Annotated in this window: 28 protein-coding genes; 15 read left to right on the plus strand and 13 right to left on the minus strand. The window is 73.3% G+C overall.

The annotated features are described in order from the left end of the window. Positions 1-25 precede the first annotated feature (25 nt). The 3 genes from FB453_RS05355 to FB453_RS05365 all read left to right on the plus strand — a co-directional run bounded on the left by FB453_RS05355 (position 26) and on the right by FB453_RS05365 (position 1,616). Complete coding sequence (locus tag FB453_RS05355; RefSeq protein ID WP_145788033.1) at positions 26-898, plus strand: DUF72 domain-containing protein; 873 nt, start codon at positions 26-28, stop codon at positions 896-898. A 111-nt stretch (positions 899-1,009) separates the two neighbouring features. Beyond that, on the plus strand, positions 1,010-1,195 hold the full coding sequence (locus FB453_RS05360) for a hypothetical protein (protein ID WP_112587444.1): 186 nt from the start codon (positions 1,010-1,012) through the stop codon (positions 1,193-1,195). After that, positions 1,188-1,616, plus strand: coding sequence for a DUF2267 domain-containing protein (locus FB453_RS05365; protein WP_112732811.1), 429 nt, complete (start codon positions 1,188-1,190; stop codon positions 1,614-1,616). Before FB453_RS05360 ends, FB453_RS05365 begins: the two co-directional genes overlap by 8 nt. A gap of 42 nt (positions 1,617-1,658) precedes the next feature. Here the strand turns inward: FB453_RS05365 and FB453_RS05370 are convergent, their stop codons facing one another. After that, a complete protein-coding gene (locus FB453_RS05370; RefSeq protein WP_145788035.1) occupies positions 1,659-2,432 on the minus strand; it encodes a DUF72 domain-containing protein in 774 nt (257 codons plus the stop codon). Between the two features lie 157 nt (positions 2,433-2,589). On the opposite strand from FB453_RS05370, the gene FB453_RS05375 reads away from it, so the two are divergent. Next, positions 2,590-2,895, plus strand: a complete 306-nt coding sequence (locus tag FB453_RS05375; RefSeq protein WP_091408405.1) for a hypothetical protein — start codon at positions 2,590-2,592, stop codon at positions 2,893-2,895. 9 nt (positions 2,896-2,904) lie between these two features. Then, positions 2,905-4,182, plus strand: a complete 1,278-nt coding sequence (locus FB453_RS05380; protein ID WP_145788037.1) for a JmjC domain-containing protein — start codon at positions 2,905-2,907, stop codon at positions 4,180-4,182. Between the two features lie 145 nt (positions 4,183-4,327). Here the strand turns inward: FB453_RS05380 and FB453_RS05385 are convergent, their stop codons facing one another. From FB453_RS05385 to FB453_RS05405, 5 genes are all read right to left on the minus strand, one after another. Then, the gene (locus FB453_RS05385) at positions 4,328-4,990 is read right to left on the minus strand and encodes a hypothetical protein (protein ID WP_145788040.1); all 663 of its coding nucleotides are present in this window, start codon (positions 4,988-4,990) and stop codon (positions 4,328-4,330) included. Then, entirely contained in the window at positions 4,987-7,662 is a 2,676-nt protein-coding gene (locus tag FB453_RS05390) for an FtsK/SpoIIIE domain-containing protein (RefSeq protein WP_145788042.1), read from the minus strand. Before FB453_RS05390 ends, FB453_RS05385 begins: the two co-directional genes overlap by 4 nt. After that, positions 7,655-8,767: a hypothetical protein gene (locus tag FB453_RS05395; protein ID WP_145788044.1), complete on the minus strand. Its 1,113-nt coding sequence runs from the start codon at positions 8,765-8,767 to the stop codon at positions 7,655-7,657. Before FB453_RS05395 ends, FB453_RS05390 begins: the two co-directional genes overlap by 8 nt. A 6-nt stretch (positions 8,768-8,773) precedes the next feature. Beyond that, positions 8,774-9,034: a hypothetical protein gene (locus FB453_RS05400; RefSeq protein ID WP_030332749.1), complete on the minus strand. Its 261-nt coding sequence runs from the start codon at positions 9,032-9,034 to the stop codon at positions 8,774-8,776. Between the two features lie 152 nt (positions 9,035-9,186). Continuing rightward, positions 9,187-9,579, minus strand: coding sequence for a PIN domain-containing protein (locus FB453_RS05405; protein ID WP_091408422.1), 393 nt, complete (start codon positions 9,577-9,579; stop codon positions 9,187-9,189). Positions 9,580-9,719: 140 nt separating this feature from the next. Between FB453_RS05405 and FB453_RS05410 the strand changes: the two genes are divergently transcribed. From FB453_RS05410 to FB453_RS05420, 3 genes are read left to right on the plus strand one after another with little or no spacing between them, the layout of a single operon-like run. After that, positions 9,720-12,278 carry an ATP-dependent Clp protease ATP-binding subunit gene (locus tag FB453_RS05410; protein WP_112587430.1) on the plus strand — a complete coding sequence of 853 codons (2,559 nt, stop codon included), beginning with the start codon at positions 9,720-9,722 and terminating at the stop codon, positions 12,276-12,278. Beyond that, positions 12,275-12,487: a hypothetical protein gene (locus FB453_RS05415; RefSeq protein WP_112587428.1), complete on the plus strand. Its 213-nt coding sequence runs from the start codon at positions 12,275-12,277 to the stop codon at positions 12,485-12,487. Before FB453_RS05410 ends, FB453_RS05415 begins: the two co-directional genes overlap by 4 nt. Further along, positions 12,487-12,837 (plus strand): DUF3140 domain-containing protein, encoded by a 351-nt coding sequence (locus tag FB453_RS05420; RefSeq protein ID WP_112700615.1) that lies wholly within the window; start codon positions 12,487-12,489, stop codon positions 12,835-12,837. The genes FB453_RS05415 and FB453_RS05420 overlap by 1 nt, the downstream gene beginning before the upstream one ends. Positions 12,838-12,890: 53 nt before the next feature. Here the strand turns inward: FB453_RS05420 and FB453_RS05425 are convergent, their stop codons facing one another. The 3 genes from FB453_RS05425 to FB453_RS05435 all read right to left on the minus strand — a co-directional run bounded on the left by FB453_RS05425 (position 12,891) and on the right by FB453_RS05435 (position 14,874). Continuing rightward, positions 12,891-13,136, minus strand: coding sequence for a hypothetical protein (locus tag FB453_RS05425; RefSeq protein ID WP_053655798.1), 246 nt, complete (start codon positions 13,134-13,136; stop codon positions 12,891-12,893). A gap of 60 nt (positions 13,137-13,196) precedes the next feature. Next, positions 13,197-14,177: a LysR family transcriptional regulator gene (locus tag FB453_RS05430; protein ID WP_112726365.1), complete on the minus strand. Its 981-nt coding sequence runs from the start codon at positions 14,175-14,177 to the stop codon at positions 13,197-13,199. 85 nt (positions 14,178-14,262) lie between these two features. Then, the gene (locus FB453_RS05435) at positions 14,263-14,874 is read right to left on the minus strand and encodes a hemerythrin domain-containing protein (protein ID WP_145788046.1); all 612 of its coding nucleotides are present in this window, start codon (positions 14,872-14,874) and stop codon (positions 14,263-14,265) included. Between the two features lie 148 nt (positions 14,875-15,022). On the opposite strand from FB453_RS05435, the gene FB453_RS05440 reads away from it, so the two are divergent. Together FB453_RS05440 and FB453_RS05445 are read left to right on the plus strand one after the other, a co-directional pair. Beyond that, positions 15,023-16,351, plus strand: a complete 1,329-nt coding sequence (locus tag FB453_RS05440; RefSeq protein WP_145788048.1) for a M20/M25/M40 family metallo-hydrolase — start codon at positions 15,023-15,025, stop codon at positions 16,349-16,351. Between the two features lie 58 nt (positions 16,352-16,409). Continuing rightward, on the plus strand, positions 16,410-17,072 hold the full coding sequence (locus FB453_RS05445) for a hypothetical protein (protein ID WP_091408864.1): 663 nt from the start codon (positions 16,410-16,412) through the stop codon (positions 17,070-17,072). 51 nt (positions 17,073-17,123) lie between these two features. Here FB453_RS05445 and FB453_RS05450 read toward each other — a convergent pair whose 3' ends face one another. The 3 genes from FB453_RS05450 to FB453_RS05460 form a co-directional block, all read right to left on the minus strand. Continuing rightward, positions 17,124-17,315 carry a DUF5703 family protein gene (locus FB453_RS05450; RefSeq protein ID WP_013734349.1) on the minus strand — a complete coding sequence of 64 codons (192 nt, stop codon included), beginning with the start codon at positions 17,313-17,315 and terminating at the stop codon, positions 17,124-17,126. A 224-nt stretch (positions 17,316-17,539) separates the two neighbouring features. Beyond that, complete coding sequence (locus FB453_RS05455; protein ID WP_186718067.1) at positions 17,540-18,361, minus strand: SseB family protein; 822 nt, start codon at positions 18,359-18,361, stop codon at positions 17,540-17,542. Then, entirely contained in the window at positions 18,358-18,777 is a 420-nt protein-coding gene (locus FB453_RS05460; protein ID WP_158629563.1) for a YbaB/EbfC family nucleoid-associated protein, read from the minus strand. Before FB453_RS05460 ends, FB453_RS05455 begins: the two co-directional genes overlap by 4 nt. 92 nt (positions 18,778-18,869) lie before the next feature. On the opposite strand from FB453_RS05460, the gene FB453_RS05465 reads away from it, so the two are divergent. The 3 genes from FB453_RS05465 to FB453_RS05475 are packed head-to-tail and all read left to right on the plus strand — an operon-like array spanning position 18,870 to position 21,176. Beyond that, a complete protein-coding gene (locus tag FB453_RS05465) occupies positions 18,870-19,202 on the plus strand; it encodes a hypothetical protein (RefSeq protein ID WP_112587418.1) in 333 nt (110 codons plus the stop codon). Then, a complete protein-coding gene (locus FB453_RS05470; protein ID WP_112587416.1) occupies positions 19,199-20,260 on the plus strand; it encodes a WXG100 family type VII secretion target in 1,062 nt (353 codons plus the stop codon). The genes FB453_RS05465 and FB453_RS05470 overlap by 4 nt, the downstream gene beginning before the upstream one ends. Before the next feature lie 13 nt (positions 20,261-20,273). Further along, positions 20,274-21,176 (plus strand): hypothetical protein, encoded by a 903-nt coding sequence (locus FB453_RS05475; protein WP_112737069.1) that lies wholly within the window; start codon positions 20,274-20,276, stop codon positions 21,174-21,176. A 60-nt stretch (positions 21,177-21,236) separates the two neighbouring features. On the opposite strand, the gene FB453_RS05480 is transcribed toward FB453_RS05475, so the two are convergent. Beyond that, a complete protein-coding gene (locus FB453_RS05480; RefSeq protein WP_112587412.1) occupies positions 21,237-22,208 on the minus strand; it encodes an aldo/keto reductase in 972 nt (323 codons plus the stop codon). Between the two features lie 186 nt (positions 22,209-22,394). On the opposite strand from FB453_RS05480, the gene FB453_RS05485 reads away from it, so the two are divergent. Continuing rightward, positions 22,395-23,447, plus strand: coding sequence for an LLM class F420-dependent oxidoreductase (locus FB453_RS05485; RefSeq protein ID WP_091408471.1), 1,053 nt, complete (start codon positions 22,395-22,397; stop codon positions 23,445-23,447). Continuing rightward, the gene (locus FB453_RS05490; RefSeq protein WP_112587410.1) at positions 23,444-24,280 is read left to right on the plus strand and encodes an undecaprenyl-diphosphate phosphatase; all 837 of its coding nucleotides are present in this window, start codon (positions 23,444-23,446) and stop codon (positions 24,278-24,280) included. The genes FB453_RS05485 and FB453_RS05490 overlap by 4 nt, the downstream gene beginning before the upstream one ends. The last annotated feature ends 110 nt before the right edge of the window (positions 24,281-24,390 follow it).

Here is a 24,390-nt window from a genome sequence, read left to right on the forward strand (position 1 = left end):
GTCCGCGACGCGATGGACTTCCACAATGGGTGACATCCTCGTGGGCACCGCGTCCTGGACCGACCGCACACTGCTGGACTCGGGGTGGTATCCGCAGACCGCCGACACCCCGGAGAAGCGGCTGGCCTACTACGCCCGGCAGTTCCCGCTGGTCGAAGTGGACGCCACCTACTACTCGCCGCCCGCCGAGGCGACCGCACGGCTGTGGGCCGAGCGCACTCCGGCCGGCTTCACCTTCAACATCAAGGCGTTCAGCCTGCTGACCGGGCACCCCACCCGGGTCAGCGCGCTCTACAAGGACCTGCGTCCGGAGACCGACAAGAAGAACGTCTACCCCGACGACCTGCCCGCGCAGTCGTACGAGGAGGTGTGGACGCGCTTCCTGTCCGCGCTGGACCCGCTGGTCGAGGCCGGAAAGCTGGGCGCGCTGCTGTTCCAGTTCCCACCCTGGTTCACCATCAAGCGGGCCAACAAGCAGTACCTGCTGGAGGTGGCGAAGCGCTGCGCGCCGCTGCGCCCGGTGTACGAGTTCCGGCACGCCTCCTGGTTCGACGGCGACAACGCCGACGAGACCCTGGCCTTCCTGCGCGAGCACAAACTGCCGTACGTCTGCGTGGACATGCCGCAGGGCCACCGCTCGTCGCTGCCTCCGGTGCTGGCCGCCACCGCGGACCTCGCGGTCATGCGCTTTCACGGGCACAGCGACAAGTGGACCAGCAAGGACATCCACGAGAAGTTCGGCTACCACTACTCCAAGCGGGAGTTGGCCGACTGGGCGCCGAAGCTGCGCGAGCTGGCCGACGAGGCCGGGCAGACCCACGTGCTCATGAACAACTGCTACCGGGACTATGCGCAGACCAACGCGAAGACCCTCGCGGGTCTGCTCGGCGCCGGCTGACCTCACCCGATCAGGGTGGGGACGACTCACCCCACCCGCGGGGAGGGTGGACGCGGTGGGTACGGCCGTCCGGGGACGGCCGACGCCGGAGACGACACGGAGGTGACGGGGATGACGGTTCGACTGGTGACGGATCGACGGCGAGGTGCCGTCCTGCACGTGGTCGGCACGGCCGACAACGCCCGGCGCGCCCCGCAGGGCAGCCCGGTGCGGGCCCGCCGTGGCCCGGTGGGGCCGCCGCGCCGCGCCGACGACCGACGGTGGGACACCACGGAACGGGGGTCGACCGATGGCTGACTCGATGATTTCAGCGTTCGAGTCCTCGCTGGACAAGACGAACCTCATTCTCAAGGACATCGAGAACGCCTACGGCTGGCCGAAGGAACGGCGCAACCAGTCGTACGCGGCACTGCGCACGGTGTTGCACCTGCTGCGCGACCGGCTGCCGGTGGGCGAGAGCGTGGAGTTCGCCCAGCAGTTGCCGGTGCTGGTGCGGGGCATCTACTTCGACGGCTGGGTGCCGTCCGACGTGCCGATCAAGCTCAACCGCGACGACTTCCTCTACGAGGTGCGGCAGGGTTTCCCGTACGACGCGGAGGGCGGCGCGGAGCGGGTGACGCAGGTGGTGCTGGACACGCTGCGCCGCCACGTCACCCAGGGTGAGTGGCAGGACGTGAAGGACACCATGCCCAAGGACCTCGCCACGATGATGCCGTGACGGCCTGACACCGCGAGCCCGCCCGACAGTCGTCGGGCGGGCTCAGTCGTCGGCAGCCTCGGCGGCGGTGGGCACCCGCGACACCGGGTGCCCGGCCCGCCGGGCCAGCGCGGCGAACGCCACGGCGTCCACGATCGCCGCCCCGCCCGGATCGTTGTTGAAATAGACGTACGCCGGCTCGTCCGCGCCGAAGGCGTCGGTCAGCCGACCCACCCAGGACCGCAGCGCCGCCTGACCGTAACGCGGCCACGGCCGTGCCCGCCCCTCGTGCAGCCGCAGGTAGCCGAAGTCGGTGGTGCGCCAACGGGGGGCGACCGGGCGGCCCAGCCGGTCCGCCCAGACCAGCGCGGCCCGACGCCGCTCCAGCACCGCCCGGGTGGCGTCGGTCCACCAGGAGGGGTGTCGGGGCTCGACCGCCACCCGCACCTGCGCCGGGAACAGTCGCAGCGTCGCGTCCAGCGCCTCGACGTCCGCCCGCAGGTTCGGTGGTAGTTGCAGCAGCACCGGGCCGAGCCGGTCACCGAGCGCGGTGGCGCGGCCGAGGAACCGGGCCACCGGCTCCTGCGGGTCACGCAGTCGCTTGATGTGGGTGAGGTAGCGGCTCATCTTTACCGCCACGCAGAAATCCGCCGGGGTGCGCGCCCGCCAGGCGGCGAAGGTGTCCCGCTCGGGCAGCCGGTAGAAGGCGTTGTTGACCTCGACGGTGGCGAACCCGGCCGCGAAGTGCTCCAGCCAGAGCCGCTGCGGCAGCCCCTGCGGATAGAAGCGGCCGCGCCAGTCCCGGTACTGCCAGCCGGACGTGCCCACCAGGATCACCACCCCATCCTGGCACTCTCCGCCGCCGCTCGCGAACTGCCCGTGTCGCCCCGGTTCGGCGTCTACGGTGAGGGTTAGAGAAGATCGCGCGTGGGGTACCACCCGCAGCACGACGGACCCCGGCGTACGGCGGGGCGGCACACCCGAGGGAGTACCGATGGCACTCAACGATGACGACATGCAGACCACCGGCGGCGGCGGCGCGGAGGGTCCGGCCGACGGCGGCGCGACCCCCGGCCAGCACGACGGTGGCGCCGATGGCGGCGCGGAAGGTCCCGCCGACGGTGGTGCCACCCCGGGTCAGCACGACGGTGGCGCCGACGGCAGCGCGGAGGGTCCCGCCGACGGCGGTGCCACTCCCGGTCAGCACGACGGTGGCGCCGATGGCGGCGCGGAGGGTCCCGCCGATGGCGGTGCCACCCCGGGCCAGCAGGACGGTGGCGCTGACGGCAGCGCCCGGTAGCGGCTCGCCATGACCTACCTCGACCCGCCGGGCGGCCACCACGGCCGCCCGGCGGTTCCGTCCGCCGAGGCCACCGCGGCGCTGGCCCGCTGCGTCTCGGTCGAACCGGCCAAGTTCGCCGCCGCGCACTGGGGGCACACCCCGCTGCTGTCCCGCGCCGCCGAACTGCCCGACCCAGCCGGCTTCACCGACCTGCTCAGCCCCGCCGACGCCGACGAGCTGCTGAGCCGGCGCGGCCTGCGTACACCCTTCCTGCGCGTGGCCAAGGACGGCCAGTTGGTCGCGGCGTCGCGCTGGACCGGCGGCGGCGGCGCGGGCGCCGAAATCGGCGACCAGGTGCTCGACGAGCGGGTCCTGGAGCAGTACGCGTCCGGGGCCACCCTGGTGTTGCAGGGGCTGCACCGGATCTGGCCGCCGCTCGTCGACTTCGCCCGCGACCTGGGCCTCGCGCTCAACCAGCCGTTGCAGATCAACGCCTACCTGACCCCGGCCGGCAGCCAGGGCTTCGCCACCCACTACGACACCCACGACGTGTTCGTGCTCCAGGTCGACGGCCGCAAGCACTGGCGGATCCACCCGCCTGTGTTGCCCGACCCGCTGGAGAAGCAGCCATGGGGTGGGCGCGCCGACGAGGTCGGTGCCACCGCGCAGGGCCCGGCCGCGCTGGACGTGGTGCTCGCCCCCGGTGACGCCCTCTATCTGCCCCGGGGGTGGCTGCACAGCGCGCAGGCGCAGGACGCCAGCTCCCTGCACCTGACCGTGGGCATCCGCGCGCTCACCCGCTACGCCCTGGTCGAGGAGTTGTTGGCGCTGTCCGCCGAGGACCAGCGGCTGCGGGCCAGCCTGCCGTTCGGCACCGACGTCGCCGACCCGGACGCCATCGAGCCGGAGCTGACCGAGACCGTGGAGGCGTTGCGGGACTGGCTATTGCGCGCCGACCCGGGCGCGGTCGCCGCGCGACTGCGGCAGCGGGCCTGGCCGGCGGCCCGCCCGGCGCCGATCCGACCGCTCGCCCAGGCCGACGCGCTGGCCACCCTGGACGCCGACTCCCGGGTCACAGTGCGTCCCGGCCTGCGCTGGCAGTTGGTGCCGCATGATTCCGACACGGTGGCGCTGCGGCTCTTCGACCGCACCATCACCCTTCCGGCGAGCTGCGAGCCGGCCGCCCGCGCGCTGCTCACCGGCACTGTCACCCGGGTCGGTGACCTGCCCGGCCTGCCCGACGACGCCGACCGGGTCACCCTTGCCCGCCGACTGCTCCGCGAGGCCGTCCTGATCCCGGCCTGACCGGCGGCGCGGCGCTGATCGACTCGGTTTTCAGCAAACCGCGGTGTCCGGGAGGCCGGGACAACGCGGTTTCCAGGAAGCCAAGTCGATCACGCCTTCGGCAGGCGGCGAGAGGGCAGCGCCGGCGGGACCCGCCGCGCGTGGGTCAGCGGCCCAGGATCAGCAGCAGCACCGTGGTCAGCAGACCGGCGCCCAGGACCACAGTGATCGGTCGCGGGCCGAGCACCGCGTGCCGGCGGTCGGCCAGCACCCGGGCCGGCACCAGGCCGACCAACGGCCCGAGCAGCGTCACCACCAGCGCCAGCACCGGTAGTCCGACCGCCAGGTCCCCGCCGTACCCGACGCCGAGCGCGCGGGCCCCGGCGCCCAGCGCGTACGCCAGCACACCGCCGGCCACCCCGCACAGCGCCAGCAGCGGGTTGACCGAGCCTGGCAGCTCGCCCGGTTGACCGGCCCGGTCGAGTAGGTCACGGGCCTTGGCGAGCAGCAGCACCGGGTCGGTGGCCCCGACGCCGTTCGCCGGGGCGGGTGGGCCGCCGAGGCGGCGGGCACCGAGGCGCGAGCGGACCTGCTGCCACAGGTGCGCCACCTCGGCGTCGACCCGTTCCTGCTGTTCACGGGCGGCGACCAGCTCCTCCTCGGCGTTCTGGAGCTGCTCGGCGGCCTCGGCAACGGCCCGCTCGGCGGCGGCGCACTGCCGCTCGTGCCAGGTGTGCGCCTCGGCGCGCTGCTCGCGCACCCGCGCGGTGAGGTCGGCCAGCCGCCGCAGCTGCGCCGCGTACGTCTCGCTGGTCACCGGTTCGTTCATCGTGTCGGTCCATAGGGGATGATCACCTGTCCGGTGCGGTGGACCGCCCGGTCGAAGAAGAGCCCCCGCCAGGGGCGGGGATACCAGTCCGGGCCACCGGTGCCCGGGTAGAGCGAGGAGCCCAGCTCGCCGCCGTGCGCGTCCAGGGCCACCCAGGCGCCGATCTGGTCGGTACGGGAGGCCGGCCCACCAAGGTCGGCGCGCATCCGGGCGACGCCCCGCCACCAGGCCAGCACATGCGTGCGTCGTTCCGGCCCGTCGTGCATGATCCGGCGCAGCTGCTCCAGGCCGGTGCGCCGACCCACCCGGGCGGCCAGCGCACCCGCTGCCGCGTCGACAGCGAAGAGCAGCAGGTAGTGCGGGCTTGCCGGGCCGCTGAGCCCTTCGGCCGTCTCGGCCATCAGCTCGCCGACGGTCTCCTCGTCGTACCAGGCGGCGTCGTCGGCCAGGTCGTCGTAGAGGGCGCGAGCGATCGGGTCGGCGTCCGGGTCGAGGCAGGCGATGGAGAACCGGGCGGTGCCCGGCGGGTGCTGACGGGCCAGCGACCGGGCCGCCGCGTCGAGCACCGCGCACGCCTCGTCGACGCGGGTGCCCAGCACCGCGAGGTTGCGGCCCGGGGCGCGCGGCAGCCGCAGCGACGCCGAGCGGGACTGCACGTCGATGATCTCGCCGAGCAGGGCCACCGGGTTGCGGGGCGCGGTCCCGTCCGGAGGGACGGCGAGCGCCCGGAAGTCCGGGGCGTCCGCCAGCCGGGGGATCGCGTCGCCGTCGAAGAGCCGGGCGGGCGCCGCGTCGGGGGCCCGCATCCGCCACAGCCGGTGCTGCAGCCCGCTCCAGGTCTCCCAGTCGCTGGCCGACGGGATGCGGGCCACCTCGTTGCCCTCCACCATGCCTGACTCGGCGTTGACCACCGCGTGCCAGCGCGGCAGCGACTGCGCCGCGTCGTTTCGTTCGGCGAGGATGCGCAGCGCCTTGGGCAACGCGATGCGCAGGGTGAACTGGGCGACCAGCGCGGGGCGGCCCCACAGCGCCTCGATGCCCCGCACGTCCTGCGAGGCGAGGACCAGGTGGATGCCCTGGGACCGGCCGCGGCGGGCCAGGTCCTCCAGCAGGTCGGCCGCCTCCCGGGCGACCACGTCCCGGCCGGCCAGCAACATCTGGAACTCGTCCACCACGGCGACGATGCGTGGCCAGTGCCCGGTCGGGTCGACGGCCCGCAGCTCGGCCAGCTTGGTGACCTCGTGTTTCTTGGCCGCGTCGGCGCGTCGGCGCAACTCCTCGGCGAGGAAGCGCAGCAACGCCAGCCCGAACTCCCGGTCGGTGTTGACGTTGATGCCGACCAGCCGCATGTGCGGCAGCCAGCTCGGGTCGCGCCGGCCCTGCGCGAACCGCGCGAACGAGACCCCCTCCTTGAAGTCCAGCAGGTAGAACTCCAGCTCAGCGGGGGAGTAGCGGGCCGCGAGCGCGCCGATCCACGCGAAGATCAGGTTGGTCTTGCCGGTGCCGGACGGCCCCCCGATCAGCGCGTGCGGTGGATAGTCGCCAAGCGTCAACCGCACCGGCCGACCCTGTGGGCCCTCACCGATCGGCGCGGTCAGCCCGTCGGCGGAGTCCTCGCGCCACATCAGCTCGGGCGGGGGCAGCAGGTCGGTGAAGGGGGTCGGCGGCGGGCCCGCGTTCACCCGGGCGGCGACGTCCCGGCAGGTCTCGGTGACCAGCGCCGCCGGCGGCGGCGGGTCCAGTCGGACCGGCAGCCCGGCTGAACCGCCGATCCGCGCGCCGGACACCCCGGCCACCACCCGGGTCACCGTCGGATCCTCCGGCAACGGCACACCGTGCACCACCAGGTGTACGCCGCAGGCGGCGCCGGCCCGCACCACCCGGTCCAGTTGCCCGCGCTCGTGCCGGTTCAGCTCCTCCCCACCGAGCAGCACCGCCACCCGCCACGGCTCGGGTCGTCGGCCGGTCGCCGCCGCCAGTTCGCGCAGCGACGCGTACTCGCCGGCGAGGACCGTCTCGTTGATCCGGCGGATCTGCTCCACCAGGTCGTCCAGCAGTGGGCCCAGCCCTCCCGGCCCGACGAAGGTGAGCAGCCCGGCCGTGCCCAACGGGGCGAACCCGGCCAGTCCGCCGCCGAGCTGGTCCGGGTCGTACCCGATCAGTCGTACCGCCCCGGGGTCGGCGCGGCCGACGGCCCGCAGCAGCAACGCGGACACCACCGCGTCGCAGCCGGCGCGGTCGTCCCCGGAGAGGTGGACGTGCCCGGCGTCGAGCAGCGGCACCAGCGCGGGTACCGGGTCGACGCCGTCGATCCGGACCGTGCCGACCCGCAGCGCGCCGGGCGGCTCGGCCCGGCGGGCGGGCGTGGGCGCCCACCCGGCCCAGTCGGCCCCCGCGCAGCCGGGCGCCTCCTGCCGCGCCGCGTCGGCGGCCCGCCGGGCCAGCTCCGCGATCCGGGTGGAGTAGCGGGCGTCGATCTCGGCGATGCGGCGGTCCCGTTGGGCGCCCACCCGCGCCGGTACGGCGGCCGCCGCCCGCTGGACCCGGGCCAGTCGTTCCCGCCCGGCGGTCAGGTCGGCCTGGGCAGCGGACAGCCGGGTACGGGTGGCGCCCAACGCCTCGGCGAGGGTTTCCCGGACCCGGCTGGCCAGCTGACCGCGCCGGTCAGCCATCGGAGCCCCGGCGCGTCGGCGCGTCCCGCCAGGGGCTGCCCGAGCGTGGGGGCAGCCCACCTGGGCGTGGCGGCGGCCCGTCCGAGCGTGGCGGCAGGCCACCGGAGCGCTGCGTGGTGGCGGTGTTCGGCCGCTGCACCGCACCGCCGGCGCGGGGAACGGCGCCAGGCCGCCCGGTCCCGCCCGGTTGCTGCGCGCCTGCCGGCTGCCCGGCCCGGGCTGGCTTTCCCGCGTCGCCTCGCTGCCCCGCGCCCGCCGGTTCTCGCGCGCCGGCCGACAGGTCCCGGCCGAGGCGGGCGAGCAGCAGCCCGGTCGCCACCCCGGCGGTGACCGCGGAGTCGGCGGCGTGCGGCGGCTCCCCGGAGGCGCGCGGCGGCGGCATCCGGCACACCCGGGTCAGCAGCGTCTCCAGCACCGGCGGCGGCAACCCGGGCAGCAGGTCGCGGACGCGTCCGTCCAACTCGCCGCGCAGCCGCCCGAGGTCGGTGGCGCGCGGCGGGTGCCCGAGCAGCTCACCGGCCAGTTCGCGCAGCAGCGGCGGCGCCAACGCCGCCATGCCCAGCCCCACATCGGCCGAGGCTCGGCGCAGCTCCTTGCGGAGCCGGTCCCGGTCGCCGGAGCGGACACCACCCACCACTCGGCGCAGCAACTCCTGGGAGTCGTCCACCCGCTCGTCGGGTTCGTTGTCGGTGCCCTCGCGCCCGCCGGTCAGCTCGGCCACCCGCACCGACCACCAGCGGCGCATTCGCACCTGCTCGGCCGGCTCCGGCGCGACCGTGGCGGGCCCGGACGCCGGTGGCGTGTCGTGGCGGGGAGCGCGTTGCTCAGGGCGGGCTGCCGGGGCGCCGTCCGCGCCGAGCCCGATCGCCGTCAGGTAGGCCGACAGCTGTTCCTGGGCCACCCGCAGCGCGTAGCCGGCGCTCTCGGCGTGCTCGGTGGCGGCGGACAGCTCGGGCACCCCCATCGGGTTGGCCGACTCCTGTCGTACCCAGCGCAGCCGCTCCGCGGCCAGGCCGAACTTCTCCAGCGCCTGCCCGAGCAGGGCCACCGGGAACTCCTCGGTGGCGGCACGGACCTGCCCGCCGACATCCTCGATGATGGACATGGCGGCCTACAGGGTGGAGACGTAGAGCTGCGCCTGCTCCACCGCGACAAGTGTCGCGGCGAGACACTCCTCCAGCTCCTGGCTGGCCTGGGTCAGCGACGCCTGGGCCGCCTCCACCGTCTCGTGCCCGCTGCCCTCCAGCGCCCCGGCCAGGGTCTGCTGTGCCTCGGAGAGCTTCTCGCCGGCCGCCTGCACGGCTGTCTGCCCGTCTCCGATCTGTTGGAGGGCGACATCGATGGCAGCCTTCAGCTCGGCGACGCTCGCCACGGCGGAACCTCCTGGGGGCGGGGAGATCTCCATTAGAGCCTATCGGCGGTTCCGAAAGAACATCCGCCCTGTCGGTGTTCCTGCCCGCCTGTCCGGAAGGCCCCCGGAAGTGCCGGGAGTCCGATCTGTGGGAGTCCCAGTGCGAGAATTTCTCAGTTGCTGGTCGGGTTCTCGCGGAGCCAGCGCGGGCCGTACACCTCGGCGCCCAGCGCTGTCACCCGCCCGCGCAACTCCCGGTCGGCGGTGACCACCAGCCGCCGCCGTCGCGGCGCGCCCTCCACCAGCTCGACCACAGTGTCGTCGCCGGAGCCGGCGGCGGAGACCACCCGGACACCCTCGGTGCCCGGCACGTCCCGCGCGGCACCCTCGACCACCAGGACCACCTCCACCGGGGCGGTGAGCCGGGCCGGCAACCCGATGGTCGCCACCGGGGCGAGCGAGTCGCGCAACCGGGCAGCGGCCCCGGCACGGTCACGCCACCAACCGTTCGGGCGCGAGCCCACCACGTTGGCGCCATCCACGATCAGCAGCGGGGTCTCATCCATCCCGTCAGCCTGCCACCATCGGCCGGCCCTGACCCGACGCCACTCCCGGAACGCCGGTCCTCCGCCACCTGCGGCGTTTGTCGGGGCGCGCGCCGGGTAGCCCCTGCCGACCGTGCCGAGCCCTACTGCGGAGGACAGACATGATGGGACCCGGTGACATCGGCTCCGACCCGTGGGACGAATTCCTGGCCAGGTACTTCGGCCGGGGCGAGGGAGGGCGCCGACCGCCGCACCGGGTCGACATCACCCGACTGATGACGGCCGACGCTCGGGAGATGCTGGCCGACGCGGCCCGGCGGGCCGCGCAACGGCAGAGCAGCGACCTGGACACCGACCACCTGCTCTGGGCGGCGCTGCAACGCGAACCGCTGCGTGACCTGGTACGCCGGGCCGGGGCTGATCCGGACACCCTGCTCAACGCCCTCGGTGGAAAGGGTGACGGCGCGCCGCGCGGGGAGGTGCCGCCGAACCTGTCGTTGACCCCCGCCGCCAAGCGGGCGCTGCTCGACGCCCATCAGCTGTCCCGGGCGATGGGCGCCAACTACATCGGCCCCGAGCACATCCTGATGGCGCTGCCGCTCAACCCGGAGTCGCCGGCCGGGCGGATGCTGGCCGCCGGCCGGATCCAACCGGAGTCGTTGCAGGCCGCCAATGCCGAGCGCGGGCCGATGAACGGCCCGAAGCCGGACCGCGGCACCCCCACCCTGGACCAGTACGGGCAGGACCTCACCGACCTGGCCCGCAACGACCAGATCGACCCGGTGATCGGGCGGGCCGACGAGATCGAGCAGGCCGTGGAGATCCTGTCCCGGCGGACCAAGAACAACCCGGTGCTGATCGGCGAGGCCGGCGTCGGCAAGACCGCCATCGTCGAGGGGCTGGCCGAACGGATCTGCGACGGCGACGTACCGCAGACCCTGCTGGGCAAGCGGGTCGTCCAGCTCGACCTGGCCGGTCTGGTCGCCGGCACCCGCTACCGGGGCGACTTCGAGGAACGGCTGAAGAAGGTGATCGACGAGATCCGGGCGCACCGGGACGAGCTGATCATCTTCATGGACGAGATCCACACCCTGGTCGGGGCCGGTGGCGCCGGCAGCGAGGGCGGAATGGACGCGTCCAACATGCTCAAGCCCGCCCTCGCCCGCGGCGAGCTGCGGGTGATCGGCGCGACGACGCTGGACGAGTACCGCAAGAGCATCGAGAAGGACGCCGCGCTGGCCCGGCGCTTCCAGCCGGTGCTGGTGCCCGAGCCCAGCGTCGACGACACCATCGCCATCCTGCGCGGGCTGCGCGACCGGTACGAGGCCCACCACCAGGTGCGCTTCACCGACGAGGCGCTGGTCGCCGCCGCCGAGCTGTCCGACCGGTACGTCACCGACCGCTTCCTGCCGGACAAGGCGATCGACCTCATCGACCAGGCCGGCGCCCGGGTGCGGCTGCGCACCCGCACCCCCGCGTCCGACGTGCGGGAGCTGGAGCAGGAACTCGACGATGTACGCCGGGACAAGGAACAGGCCGTCACCGACGAGCAGTACGAGCGGGCCTCCGCGCTGCGCGACCGGATCGCCGAGTTGGAGGAGGACATTCGACGGGCGAACGGCGAGGACGGTTCGTCCGGCTCCCAGGTGCCCGAGGTGGGCCCGCAGGAGATCGCCGAGGTGGTCTCCCGGGCCACCGGCATCCCGGTCAGCCAGCTCACCGAGGAGGAACGCGACCGGCTGCTGCGCCTGGAGGGCCACCTGCACCAGAAGGTGGTCGGTCAGGACGACGCGGTCACCGCGGTCGCCGAGGCGGTGCGCCGCTCCCGGGCCGGGCTGGCCGACCCGGAACGGCCGATGGGCAGCTTCCTGTTCCTCGGCCCGACCGGCGTCGGCAAGACCGAGTTGGCGCGCGCCCTGGCCGAGGCGTTGTTCGGCGAGGCGGACCGGATGGTCCGGGTGGACATGAGCGAGTTCCAGGAGCGGCACACGGTCAGCCGGCTGGTCGGCGCTCCGCCCGGATACGTCGGCTACGAGGAGGCCGGTCAGCTCACCGAGGCGGTGCGGCGCCGCCCGTACGCGGTGGTGCTGCTCGACGAGATCGAGAAGGCCCACCCGGACGTGTTCAACATCCTGCTCCAGGTGCTCGACGACGGGCGGCTCACCGACAGTCAGGGTCGCACCGTGAACTTCAAGAACACCGTCCTGATCATGACGAGCAACCTCGGTTCCGAGCTGATCACCGGCGCCCAGCGCTCGGTCGGCTTCGGCACCGGGGACGTGGGCAGCGAGCAGGAGAGCAACGAGCTGCGGGAGCGGCTCATGCGCCGCCTGCAGGAGAACTTCCGCCCGGAGTTCCTCAACCGCATCGACGAGGTCATCATCTTCCGCCGGCTGGAGGCCGAGCAGCTGCGCGACATCACCGCGCTGCTGCTGGAGGAGACCCGCCGCCGGATGCACGCCCAGGACCTCCAGGTGGAGTTCACCACCGCCGGCATCGACTGGCTCGCCGAACACGGCTACCAGCCGGAGTTCGGTGCCCGCCCGCTGCGCCGGGTGATCCAGCGGGAGGTGGACAACCACCTGTCCCGGATGCTGCTGGAGTCGGCGATCTCGCCGGGGCAGAAGGTCACTGTGGACGTCCGCGACGGCGCACTCACCTTCGACGTGACCGCGGGCGAGCGGGGGTACACCGCCGCCACGACCACACACCCGCGATGAGCGGGCCGGCGCGAAGGGACGAACACGAGGACCCGCACCAGCCCGCGGAGTCCGCGAAACCCCGGGACGAGGACGACCATCCCGACCCGATCCTGGCGCCGCCCACCGCGAACCCCCGCCGGACGCGGGTGCCCGCGGAGGGCCTGCATCCGAAGACCGACCAGGACGACCCGGAGACGTCCGGGCCGCCGCCCGGAGAGGAGACCTGATGGTACGCGAAGCGCGGCTCGACCCCGAGGTGGAAGTGCTCTGGGAGGACTTCCACGCCGAGGTCAACGTCCCGTCGGAGCAGCTGCGAACCTGGCTGCTGACCCGGGGTTCGGGAGAGGAGTCGTTCAGCCCGAACCCGAACCTCGACCTGCCCCAGCCCGGCCGGGAGATCCTCAAGGTGCTCACCAAGCGCAAGGTGGACCTCACCCCGGAGGACATCGAGGTGATGCGGGAGGCGGTCGAGCGGATCCGCGAGCTGATGGACGCCAAGCCGTCGCGCGGCAACGCCGACGACAGCTGGCGGCACTCCCTGCTGGACCTGGGTCACGACCCGCTCGTCGAACGCTGAGCGACCGCACGACGGTGCCGTCCCGGGCAGGGACGGCACCGTTCGGCGTCCTGCTACTGGCCCTTGTCGGATTCCAGGCTTGCAATGGTCAGGCCCGCCGCGTCGGCGGCGGCGTCCCGGTCACCGCGGGTCTGGTCCTCTCGGGTGAGCAGGTTGGCGTACTCGGTCACGTCGGCCGGGTCGGGCACCGCCGGTAGGCGGCGCAGGAAAGCCTCCACCTCGCGGGTGGCGGCGGTGTGCGCGGCAGCCGCCTGGCGCAGCAGTTCGCGGTCGTCGGCGGGCGGGTAGAGGTCGGTCATGTCCGCCAGATACCCGGCCCACGGCGGTTCGCACCGCCAGCGGCCGGGAATACCGGCCGCTCAGCCCGGCCGTACCCCGGTGGGGTGCCGGACGCCGAACCCCGGGTTGCGGGGCAGCCAGGCCAGGTACGCCGGGTGCGGCGCCAACGAGTCGACGTAGGCCGCCTTGGCCGTCTCCAGCACCAGCGCCGCACCCTGGGCGGCGTGGGAGTCCGGATGCCAGCCGAGCAGCAGCCGCCAGCGCAGCGGCGTCCCGGCGAGTTGACGGGTGACCAGGCCGCTCACGGGGCGGAACGTCGCCTGGCACAGGGCCACCGCCACGCCGGCTTCCACCAGGTCGACGCAGCCGCGGATGTCGGTCTCGTACACCTTGCGGGGGGTGAAGCCGGCACGGGCGCAGGCGGCGGCGAAGCAGTCGGCGAAGCAGCCGTCACCCGGCGCGGCGACCCACTGCTCGTGGCGCAGGTCGGCCAGGCGGACCTCGTCCTGGGCCGCGAGGGGATGGGTCTCCGGCAGCAGCACCAGCACCGGGTCGACGGCGACCTCCTGCCAGCTCAACCCGAACCCGGCCGACGGACTGGCGTCGCCGCACACGCCGGCCAGCGCGAAGTCCAGCCGACCGCCGGCCACCAACTGCGCCAGCTCGTCCACCGACCAGGACGCGTACGTGGTGATCTGGGCGGGCGGCTGCTCGGCCGCCAACCGGTGCACCAGCCGACCCAGGATCGGGCTGTTCACCCCACCGAACCGGTAGCACGGCGGTGTGTCGCCCGCCCCGGCCAGCCGGGCGGCCTCGTCCTGCAGCCCCTTCATCGCCGGCAGCAGCACCCGGGCGCGGGCCAGCACCAGCTCACCGAGCGCGGTGGGTCGAGCCCCGCGCCGGTCCCGGTCGAACAGCGGGCCGCCCAGCGTCCGTTCGATGCGTTGGAGCTGGGCGGTGAGCGCCGGCTGGGCCAGCCCGAGAGCCGAGGCCGCCTTCGTCACACTTCCCGTCTCCGCGATCGCGCAGACCACCCGCAGGTGACGCAGCTCCAGGTTCATATTGTGACGGTAGGACTACGCGTCTGCTGGCGGAATAGCCCGAGCGGATCGGTGATAATGAATGCATTGCCGGCGGTCTCGCCGGTCACCGGTCGCGCGGTGGCTCCGGCAGGTCCGCCAGGTACGTCGGCCGGCGGGTCACCGCGTCGAGGACCTTGTCCACCACCCCGACCGCTGGCTCCACGATCCGGTTCCACGGAGGGGTGGCCGGCGTGCCCGGGTGCGGTCGGGTCGGCGCGGCCTCCTCGGCGATCTCCAACCGGTTGCCGAGCCGGATCAGCTCCTCCTCGGTCGCGACCGCGCGCAGCTCGGTGACCAGCGCGCCCACCCCGTCGACATGCCGGCGGACCCGCTCGGCGATCTCGGCCAGCGCCTCGTCCGTCAGCCCCTTCAGGGCGCTCAGCAGGGCCGCGTCGGCGTTGATCTCCGCGTCCACCCGCTCGGTGGCCGCCGGCAGCACCGCGCGGACCGCCGGCAGCAGGTACTGCTCCTCGGCGGACAGGTGCCGCGACAGCGCGGCGGTGAGCACCGCCAACCCCTCCTGCGGCGTGGTGTCCGGGCCGGAGAGCTGGTCCAGCAGCGCCAGCAGTTGCCGGTGCTCCCGGTCGACGATGTCGGCGATGCTGCGACCGGCGGGTCGGTAACCCTCCTCGGATGCGGGCGCGGGCGGCAGCGGCGGCAGGGGAACAGCGGACATGGTGCCCTCCTCGACTGGCGGGCGGAAGCTCCGGCAGGGACGTACGGTCGTGGGCGGCGGTACCCGAACGCGACCAACGCGAAACCGGCCCGTCGATGCGTCCACCCGCGCCGGCCTGTCGAGCGGCCCGGGCTGGTATGAAGAGGCGATGACGAGCGATGCCGCCTCCGCCCTGCCCGACCCCACCGCAGAGGTCGTGGACCTCTGCCGCGACCTGCTGCGCATCGACACCACCAACACCGGTGACAACGACACCAGCGTCGGCGAGCGCCGCGCGGGCGAGTACGTGGCGGAGAAGCTCGCCGAGGTGGGCGTGGAGTCCGTCCTGCACGAGTCCGCGCCGGGCCGGGCGAACGTGGTGGCCCGCATCCCGGGCACCGACCCGAGCCGGGGCGCGCTGCTGGTGCACGGCCACCTGGACGTGGTGCCCGCCGACGCCGACGAGTGGTCGGTGGGCCCGTTCTCCGGCGAGCTGCGCGACGGCTACCTCTGGGGCCGGGGCGCCATCGACATGAAGGACTTCGACGCGATGGTGCTCGCCGTGGTGCGGCACTGGCAGCGCACCGGCGTACGACCGCCGCGCGACATCGTGCTCGCGTACACCGCCGACGAGGAGGCGGGCAGCGACTACGGCGCGCGCTTCCTGGTGGACAACCACCGGGGCCTCTTCGACGGCTGCACCGAGGCGATCGGTGAGGTCGGCGGCTTCTCCTACTCGGTCAACGACAACCAGCGGCTCTACCTCATCGAGACCGCCGAGAAGGGCATCGACTGGCTGCGGCTGCACGCCAAGGGCCGCCCCGGGCACGGCTCGATGATGCACGACGACAACGCCGTCACCGCGCTCGCCGAGGCCGTCGCCCGGATCGGCCGGCACCGCTTCCCGGTGGTGGTCACCGACACCGTGCGGGCCTTCCTGACCGAGGTCTCCGACCTGCTCGGCATCGAGTTGGACCCGGACGACCCGGAGACGGCCATCGCGAAGCTCGGCCCCATCGCCAACATCATCGGCGCGACTATCCGCAACACCGCCAACCCGACCCGGTTGAGTGCCGGCTACAAGGACAACGTCATCCCCGGCCGGGCCACCGCCACCATCGACTGCCGCAGCCTGCCCGGCCAGTCCGAGCTGCTGGAGCGGCAGCTGCGCGAGCTGGTCGGCCCGGACATCGCGATCGAGTACGTCCAGCGGCAGCCGGCGCTGGAGACCACCTTCGACGGTGACCTCGTCGAGGCCATGTCGGCGGCCCTGCGCGCGGAGGACCCGGGGGCGCGGCCCGTCCCGTACATGCTCTCCGGGGGCACCGACGCCAAGGCGTTCTCGCAGCTCGGCATCCGCTGCTTCGGGTTCGCCCCGTTGCGGCTGCCCGCCGACCTGAACTTCTCGGCGTTGTTCCACGGCATCGACGAGCGCGTTCCGGTGGACGGACTACAGTTCGGCGTGCGGGTTCTCGACCGGTTCCTCCGCACCTGCTAGTCGTGTCCGGCGGTGGCCGCCGGCGCGCAACCTCCCCATCGTGAAGGGACTGCCCCACATGACCGACCAGCATGGTGAGCTGGACGCCGCTCTCGAGCGGGTGATCGAAGCGGCCCGCCACCACCTGGCCGCCGTACGCGCCGCGCAGGGCCGCGTCGACGACGACGACGTCTGGCAGGCGTACGTGGCGTTGAACAACGCCTCCTTCGCGTACGACGAGCGACTGCTCGACGCCTTCGGCGAGGTGACGCCGTGGGATGTCGACTCGATCGACCCGGACGAGGCCGACGAACGTTTCGGCGGCGGCGAGGGTGCCGAGGCCAGCGACCCGCACCCCCGCGTGATTTCGGTGCGTCAGCGTCGTGACTACCGGGTGCCGAGCGTTGCCGCGCTGCTGCGGGTGGCCGAGGCGGCCCGCCGCGAGGGCACCCCGGAGGACGACGAGCCGGCGCCGGTGGAGGGCGTCGGCGAGGCGGTGCTGGAGCTGCTGCAGAGCGGTGACGGCTCGCTCGGCGCGTTGGACGTCCCCGAGTTGGAGCCGCTCGACGGGGTGGTCATGGTCAGCGAGGTGGGCACCCCGGTCGACCTGGAGTCGTTCGACGACGACGACGCTGTCGGCCCGTTCCAGCCTGCTGCCGACGACCGGCTGGTCGGTCGGCTCGACGAGCACCCGTTCCTGGAGCTCGACGACGACCACGACCACGCCGGGCACCAGCACTAGGCCGGGTGCCGCCCGGGGCCGACTCCGGCCTCGGGCGGCACCGCCCGGTCGTCAGTACGACAGACCCGGCTGTGGCTGGTTGACCCGCCGACGACGCAGCACCACCTGCCGCGTGCCGTCCCGGTACAGCCGCACCCGGGCCAACTCCCATCCGGAGAACTCCGCCTGGATCGCCAACTGCGCCGCGGCGGTCAACCGGTCGACGTTCGGCGGCAGCCGCAGTGGCGCGTACTCGTAGTCCATGCCCTCCATGCTGCCCAGCCCAGCGGCCGTTCGCCACCCCCTCTGGAGTGACCAACGACGCCACCGCGGGCGGTTCGTGCCGCCCCGTCCCTCCGTGCCACCCCGCGTCCCCGTCGCGCCGATCTTGCAGTTCCTGTCGCCGAGATGAGTGGAAAGCTCCCTATGCCGCGACAGCAACTGCAAGATCGCGGGGAGAGGGGGCGTCGTCGCGGCTGGACAGGGCGTCAGGTTGTGGAGACGTTCGCCGTCAGCAGGGCGGCGAGGGCCGGGGCGGCCAGGGCGACCGCTCGGGGGCTGCCCGGGTCGACCGCCAGCCCCCAGGACGGGTCCGGCCAGTCCTCGAACAGTTCGGCGCAGGGCAGCGCGACGAACGGCACCCCGTCCCCTGCGAACGCGGCGAGCGCCCCCGGCGAGGTGAAGACCGGCAGCAGCGGCGCGCCGGTCGCGTCGCCGACCACCGTCCACGGGAAGTCGACGTCCGGCGTCGGTTCTCCGGCGAGGGGGACGCACACCGTGGCGCCGGCCAGCGCTCCGAGGTAGCCGGGCAGGTCGCGTCGGTCGACGGCCGCGGCGAGCTGCGCCACCACCGCCGGCACCGCGTCCTCGGCGGGCGCTGGTCCAGGTCGCGCAGCCGGCACCGCCGGTCCAGCCGAGGCGGCCGGAACCGCTGGTCCGGGGCCCGCGGCCGGCGCCGCCGGCGGGCCGGGATGCGCGGCCGGCGGCAGCGCCCGGCAGGAGAGCGTGCCGGGTTCGTCGGTCAGCACCTCGGCGGCGGTACGGGTCACGAACACGCTGAGCCGCTCCACCTGCTCCGGAGTGCGCGCCGCCTCGTACCACCAGCCCTCGTCGCCGGTCGGGCGGTGCCAGCCGAGCGCGGCCAGGCGTGCCTCGTCGTGGCCGGGGCAGATCACCCGCACCACCTCGCGGCGCACCAGCAGCCGGATCCCGCGCGGGCCGGCGGAGAGCTCCAGGTCGGTGTCCCGGTCGCAGCGGGCGACGGTGTCCCGCAGCCGAGCGGCAATCTCCGGCCAGGTCGGCGACGTCACGCCGGTGCGCCCGGCAGGCGGTCGTCCAGCCGCCCGAGCCGGGCCACGGTCTCCTCCAGCCGGCCCAGCGCCGAGAAGTCCCCCGGAGTGCCGAACAGGTCGCCGAGCCCCGCGCCGAGCGCGACGTCCAACCCCTCGGTGTGCTCGTCGACGTGCCCGGAGGCGACCTCACGAGCCCGCCGGTACGCGTCGAGCACCAGCTCGGCCACCCCCTCCGTGCCGGCGCGCAGGGCGGCGGGCGCGAGGGTGAGGCCGGTCAGCGCGCCGGTGGCGTCGACTGTCGCCGAGACCAGCCCGCTCTCGTCGACAGCGGTGCCGGACAGCTCAGCCAGGTCGTCGCGGAGGCCCGCGAACCGGCGTTCGATGTCGGCGATCCGCCCGGCGAGCGCGTCGAACGCGGACGTCGGGTCCGTCATGAGATTCCTCCCCGTGAATCGTGCGACCGGGTGGTGCCCGGCGGCCGGGAGATCGTATCGTCGGTGCGCTCGACTCATGGGGGAGGAACGGCATGCCGCCGGATATCGATGTCGACGTGCAGGCGGTCCGTCGACTGGAGACAGCCGCCAAGCAGGTTGCCAGCTCGCTGGCCGCGCTGGAGCGGCAGATCGTCTCGGCCGGCGACGTGCCGTCGGACGCCTTCGGTCACCTGCCGTTCGCCAGCGACATGCTCCGCGACAAGTACGCCGAGCAGGTCACCGGCGGCAAGGAGTTGTTCGCCGCCGCGAACGCCGCGTTCGGCCGGGTCGCCACGGCGCTGGCCGACACGGTCGAGGCGTACGAGCACAACGAACGGGACCTCGACGCCGGATTCAAGGCCATCCAGTCGGGGCTGCCCGGATGAGCGGGCCGGCCGGCAGCGCCGTCCAACTGTGGAACGGCCTGGACAGCGCGCTCTCCGGAGTGCAGGACGCCGTCGACAGTGTCTGCCGGACCCTTGCCTGGCCACTGATCCAGCTCGTCGACCTGGTCGACGGCGAGCCCGCCGTGCTGCGCGCGAAGGCCACCGAGTGGGACGCGCTGGCCGGGCAGGTGCGCGAGCTGGCCCAGGGTCACCGCGGCACCCGGGAGTCCGCGCAGGCCGGCTGGCGCTCACCGTCCGGTGTGGCGTACGGCCAGCGGTTGGCCGAGGTGGAGCAGCAGCTCCTCGACGTCGCCGACCAGTTCGCCGCGACAGCGGAATACCTGCGCAGTGTCGCCGACGGCCTGCAGACCGTGCACGACGTGCTCGTGGACCTCTGCGTGGAGTTCGTGAACTTCCTCCTGGTGACGCTGGTGACGGCGTTGCTGATGGCGCCGGTGACCATGGGGGCGTCCTGGGCGGTCGGCGTGGGCGTGACAGTGACCAGGGCCCTGGTCGTGGTCACCCGGATGCTGAAGGTCATCCGGCCGCTGGCGGTGCACCTGCAGAAGGTCATCCGCCTGCTCCAGCGGGTCATGCTGTACCTGCGCAAGCTGCAGGCGCACCTCGACAAGCTGGTCAAGATGCAGGACAAGCTGCGTACCGGCAAGAAGTACGCCGACAAGCGGCACGCCGCCGGCAAGGCCGACAAGTGGTTCCACAAGATTTTCGACCCCACGAAGGGCACCTACAAGCTGGGCAAGTCCGGTTCCCCGTTCGACATGGGCGTCCTCGACCGGGCCGCCGCGCTGCGGGCGCACGGGGTCGCCGACGGGGCCCGGGTGATCGCCCGGGACTGGGCGACGAACCTGCCGTGGAACGTGCCGAACTCGGTCGTGCACGGTGTCACCTGGGGGACTGTCGCGTTGACCAGCGGGCTCTCCGTTCCCGGCAGTGAACAGGTCGGCGACCAGATCGACCAGGCGGTGCAGGGCGGCGCGGACTGGATCGACCAGAATGTCTTCGGGCAGCCGCCGGCGGGTCAGCCGGCGGGCCGCTAGGGAGGAACGCGTGATGTCAGGGGAGCGAGGCCGGCTCGGTCGGTTCACCGACGCGGTGCTCGGCGGCGCGCGGGCCGCCCGGGACAAGGCTCGCGAGCTGCGCGACGAGTTCCGCACCAGCGACGAACCCGAACGTGCTCTCGTCGCGCCACTGCTGCCCGGGCAGGAGCTGCGCTACGTGGGGCTCGGCCCGGTCCGCGCCCCGCAGACCCACAAGGCCGGTCGGCAGCTCGCCGATGTGATGGCCGACGAGTTTGTCGACTCGCTCGACCCGAAGGTGCTGTTCGGGCTACTCAACATCGTCAACCCGGTGGTCTGGGTGGACGCGGTGCTGACGCCGGTCCGGCTGGCCGCTGGCGTGCTGCTGCTGCCCGGCAAGGCCGGTGCCATCGCCGCCGGTGTGCCGGAGGCGGCCGAACCGGAGCCGGCCCCACACCAGCGGGTGCAGCGCGATCCCATCCCGCTCACCGAGGAGCAGGAGGCGTTCCGCGCCCTGTTCCGGCTCAGCCTGTACCGCCCGCTGGCCGAGCAGCTCGCCGAGATCGCCTACCGTCGCCGGTTCGTCTTCAGCGGCGACCTCGCCACCCTCGCCGGCAGCCTGCTGCTCTTCCTGGAGCGTTACAGCGGCACCCCGCTGGCGGTGACCGACACCCACCTGCACCTGCTGCGGATGGGCCCCCGCCCGGACGCCGACCGGCCCGACCGACGGCAACCGCGGGTGCTGTGGAGTGTGCGCCGCGACCGGGTGGCCCGGGTCGACTCGGAGCGCGGCGCGACCGGGCTCGTGCAGCTGACGTCCACGATCGTCTTCGACGACGGCTCGTGGATCCGGCTCACCCAGCCCGCGCTCCGCGACGACCAGTCGCGCTTCCTGACCGCGATCCACGACCTACCCGGACAGCGCCCAACGCCGTGACCCGCGCGCGGGGCCGGCCGTGACCCGGCCTGCGGGGCCGGCCGTGACCCGGCCGGCTGGTCAGCCGTCGCGTTCGGGGTAGCCGACCGGCACCGCGGAGACGTCGTCCAGCGCGGTGGTGATCTCCTCGGGCAGGGTGATCCGTTCCACTGCGAGCGCACCGAGGAGCTGCCCGACCGTGCGCGCGCCGAGGATCGGCGCGGTCACGCCGGGCCGGTCCCGGATCCACGCCAACGCCACCTCCAGCGGCGACACCCCCAGCCCACCGGCCGCGGTGGCCACCGCCTCCACGATGCTGGAGCAGCGCGGCTCCAGGTAGGTCGAGACGAACCGTTCGAAGTGCGGCGACGCGGCCCGGGAGTCGGCCGGGCGGCCGTGCCGGTACTTGCCGGTGAGTACGCCCCGGCCCAGCGGCGACCAGGGCAGCACGCCGAGGCCGAGCGCGTCGCACGCGGGCAGCACCTCCCGCTCCACGCCCCGCTCCAGCAGCGAATACTCCACCTGGGACGCGACCACCGGCGCCCGCCCCGGCCAGGCGGTCTGCCAGGCGGCGGCCCGCGCCGTCTGCCAGCCGGAGAAGTTCGACACCCCGACGTAGCGGACCTTGCCGCTGGCCACCGCGTGGTCCAGGGCGGCCAGGGTCTCCTCCAGTGGGGTGTCCGGGTCGTACCCGTGCACCTGGAACAGGTCAACGTGGTCGGTGCCGAGCCGGCGCAGCGACGCGTCCAACGTGCGCAGCAGGTGCCCTCGGGAGCCGTCCCGACGTCGGCCACTGCCGGGGCGCAACCCGGCCTTGGTGGCGATAAGCAGCTCCTCACGGGGGACGAGGGAGCCCAGCAGCGAGCCGATCACCGACTCGGCGTCGCCGTCGCCGTACACGTCGGCGGTGTCGATCAGGTTGCCGCCCGCGTCGAGGTAACTCTTCAGCTGAGCGGCCGCATCGTCGGCGTCGGTGTCCCGGCCCCAGGTCATGGTGCCGAGCGCGAGCCGGGAAACCGCCAGCCCGCTTCGGCCGAGCGGTCGCTGTTGCATGGGTGAACCTTATTTCGAACGTGCCGCCACGGATATCCTCGCTCCCGTATCTCTGCCGGTTCTGCCGGTTCCGCCGCCCCGGGCTGCCCCGATGGAGGGGGGATCAAAGGGGTCGAGCCGGTGATCGAGTCCGTTATCGGCATTGCGTAACCTGGGGCGACCTGTGCCACGGATGGGGGAGGACCAGTGCGACTCGGGCTCAGTCTCGGATACCAGACGGCGTGGAGCACACCGGCCGACCACCTGGCGCTGGCCCAGGAGGCGGACCGGCTGGGCTATTCGGTGGTGTGGGCGGCGGAGGCCTACGGCTCCGACTCGCCCAGCATGCTCGCCTGGATGGCCGGCCAGACCGAACGGATCGACGTCGGCGCCGCGGTGATGCAGATCCCCGCCCGTACGCCGGCGGCCACCGCCATGACCGCCGCCACTATCGACGCGCTCTCCGGCGGTCGGTTCCGCCTCGGCCTGGGTGTCTCCGGCCCGCAGGTGTCCGAGGGCTGGCACGGCGTGCGCTTCGCCAAGCCGCTGGCCCGGACCCGCGAGTTCGTCGACATCGTCAAGCTGGCCATCGCCCGCAAGGAGGTGGCGTACGACGGCGAGCACTACACGCTGCCGCTGCCGGACGGCCCGGGCAAGGCCCTGCGGCTGGGCTTCCACCCGCCCCGCGAGCACATACCGATCTACCTGGCCGCTGTCGGCCCGAAGAACCTGGAGCTGGCCGGCGAGATCGCCGACGGCTGGCTGGCCGTGTTCTACGCCCCGGAGTTCGCCGAGGAGCAGCTCGCCTCGGTGGCCGCCGGACGGGCCAAGGTCGGCAAGGAGTTGGCCGGGTTCGACGTGGTGCCGTCGGTGCCTGTGGTGATCGGCGATGACGTGGCCTCCTGCGCCGAACTCGTCCGCTGGTACGCCGCTCTCTACGTGGGTGGCATGGGCAGCCGGCAGCAGAACTTCTACAACCAGCTCGCCACCCGGATGGGCTACGGCGACGCCGCCCGCGAGGTGCAGGACCTGTACCTGGCCAAGCGGCAGCGCGACGCCGCCGCCGCCGTACCCATGGAGTTCATCGACCGCACCTCGCTGCTGGGCCCGAAGGAGCGCATCGCCGAGCGGATGCGGGAGTACGCCGCAGCCGGCGTCACCACGCTGTCGGTGACGCTCTTCGTGGCCGACCGGGACAGCGGTGTGCAGACCCTGCGTACCGTCGCCGAGGCTCTCGACCTCTCGGGAGTCGGCGAGTGACCTGGGTCGAGGCCATCGTCCTGGGCATCGTCCAGGGACTGACCGAGTTCCTTCCGGTCAGCTCGTCGGGGCATCTGCGGATCACCTCGGCGATCTTCTTCGACCGGGACGCCGGCGCGTCGTTCACAGCGGTCACCCAGCTCGGTACCGAAGCGGCAGTGCTGATCTACTTCGCCAAGGACATCTGGCGGATCACCCGGACCTGGCTGGTGGGCATCCGGGACAAGTCGGTCCGCTCCAGCCTCGACTACCGGATGGGCTGGTACGTGATCGTCGGCTCGATCCCGATCGGGCTGTTCGGTTTCGTGTTCAAGGACCAGATCAAGACCGCCGGGCGCAACCTGTGGGTGGTGGCGACCACGCTGATCGTGTTCGCCTTCGTGTTGGCGTTCGCCGAGTACTGGGGGCGGCAGACCCGCACCCTGGAGAACTTCCGGATGAAGGACGGCATCGTGATGGGCTTCGCCCAGGCGATGGCGCTGGTCCCCGGGGTGTCCCGCTCCGGCGGCACGCTCACCGCAGGTCTGCTGCTCAACCTGACCCGGGAGGCGGCGGCACGGTACTCGTTCCTGCTGGCCATCCCGGCGGTGGTGATGTCCGGTGTGTTCAGCCTCGGGGACGTCTTCGAACCGTCCGCCCCGGGCACGTCAGTGCCCACCGTGGCCCAGACGATCGTGGCGACCCTCATCGCGTTCGGCATCGGGTACGCGGCCATCGCGTGGCTGCTGCGTTACGTCGCCCACCACACCCTGTACGTCTTCGTGTTGTACCGGGTCGCGCTGGGCACCCTGGTCCTGGCTCTGCTGCTGACCGGCACGATCGACGCCACCTGACCGATCTGCCGACGGCCCCCGGCTCCGCCCGCAGGCGGAGCCCGGGGGCCGCACTCGTCGTCCCGCCGCTCCCCGGGTGGTGCCTCCAGGGCCCGCGACGGCCCGGCGCC

The sequence above is a fragment of the Micromonospora sp. CNZ322 genome, from assembly GCF_007827755.1.

Coding starts and splice junctions, on each gene's coding strand:
- FB453_RS05430 (WP_112726365.1), bottom strand. CDS start 14,177: ATGAACCTGGAGCTGCGTCACCTGCGGGTGGTCTGCGCGATCGCGGAG.
- FB453_RS05460 (WP_158629563.1), bottom strand. CDS start 18,777: ATGACGGACCCGACGTCCGCGTTCGACGCGCTCGCCGGGCGGATCGCC.
- FB453_RS05465 (WP_112587418.1), top strand. CDS start 18,870: ATGCCGCCGGATATCGATGTCGACGTGCAGGCGGTCCGTCGACTGGAG.
- FB453_RS05405 (WP_091408422.1), bottom strand. CDS start 9,579: ATGGATGAGACCCCGCTGCTGATCGTGGATGGCGCCAACGTGGTGGGC.
- FB453_RS05375 (WP_091408405.1), top strand. CDS start 2,590: ATGGCACTCAACGATGACGACATGCAGACCACCGGCGGCGGCGGCGCG.
- FB453_RS05395 (WP_145788044.1), bottom strand. CDS start 8,767: ATGTCCATCATCGAGGATGTCGGCGGGCAGGTCCGTGCCGCCACCGAG.
- FB453_RS05385 (WP_145788040.1), bottom strand. CDS start 4,990: ATGAACGAACCGGTGACCAGCGAGACGTACGCGGCGCAGCTGCGGCGG.
- FB453_RS05480 (WP_112587412.1), bottom strand. CDS start 22,208: ATGCAACAGCGACCGCTCGGCCGAAGCGGGCTGGCGGTTTCCCGGCTC.
- FB453_RS05425 (WP_053655798.1), bottom strand. CDS start 13,136: ATGACCGACCTCTACCCGCCCGCCGACGACCGCGAACTGCTGCGCCAG.
- FB453_RS05475 (WP_112737069.1), top strand. CDS start 20,274: ATGTCAGGGGAGCGAGGCCGGCTCGGTCGGTTCACCGACGCGGTGCTC.
- FB453_RS05435 (WP_145788046.1), bottom strand. CDS start 14,874: ATGTCCGCTGTTCCCCTGCCGCCGCTGCCGCCCGCGCCCGCATCCGAG.
- FB453_RS05415 (WP_112587428.1), top strand. CDS start 12,275: ATGAGCGGGCCGGCGCGAAGGGACGAACACGAGGACCCGCACCAGCCC.
- FB453_RS05390 (WP_145788042.1), bottom strand. CDS start 7,662: ATGGCTGACCGGCGCGGTCAGCTGGCCAGCCGGGTCCGGGAAACCCTC.
- FB453_RS05420 (WP_112700615.1), top strand. CDS start 12,487: ATGGTACGCGAAGCGCGGCTCGACCCCGAGGTGGAAGTGCTCTGGGAG.
- FB453_RS05445 (WP_091408864.1), top strand. CDS start 16,410: ATGACCGACCAGCATGGTGAGCTGGACGCCGCTCTCGAGCGGGTGATC.
- FB453_RS05470 (WP_112587416.1), top strand. CDS start 19,199: ATGAGCGGGCCGGCCGGCAGCGCCGTCCAACTGTGGAACGGCCTGGAC.
- FB453_RS05450 (WP_013734349.1), bottom strand. CDS start 17,315: ATGGACTACGAGTACGCGCCACTGCGGCTGCCGCCGAACGTCGACCGG.
- FB453_RS05365 (WP_112732811.1), top strand. CDS start 1,188: ATGGCTGACTCGATGATTTCAGCGTTCGAGTCCTCGCTGGACAAGACG.
- FB453_RS05380 (WP_145788037.1), top strand. CDS start 2,905: ATGACCTACCTCGACCCGCCGGGCGGCCACCACGGCCGCCCGGCGGTT.
- FB453_RS05355 (WP_145788033.1), top strand. CDS start 26: ATGGGTGACATCCTCGTGGGCACCGCGTCCTGGACCGACCGCACACTG.
- FB453_RS05360 (WP_112587444.1), top strand. CDS start 1,010: ATGACGGTTCGACTGGTGACGGATCGACGGCGAGGTGCCGTCCTGCAC.
- FB453_RS05440 (WP_145788048.1), top strand. CDS start 15,023: ATGACGAGCGATGCCGCCTCCGCCCTGCCCGACCCCACCGCAGAGGTC.
- FB453_RS05410 (WP_112587430.1), top strand. CDS start 9,720: ATGATGGGACCCGGTGACATCGGCTCCGACCCGTGGGACGAATTCCTG.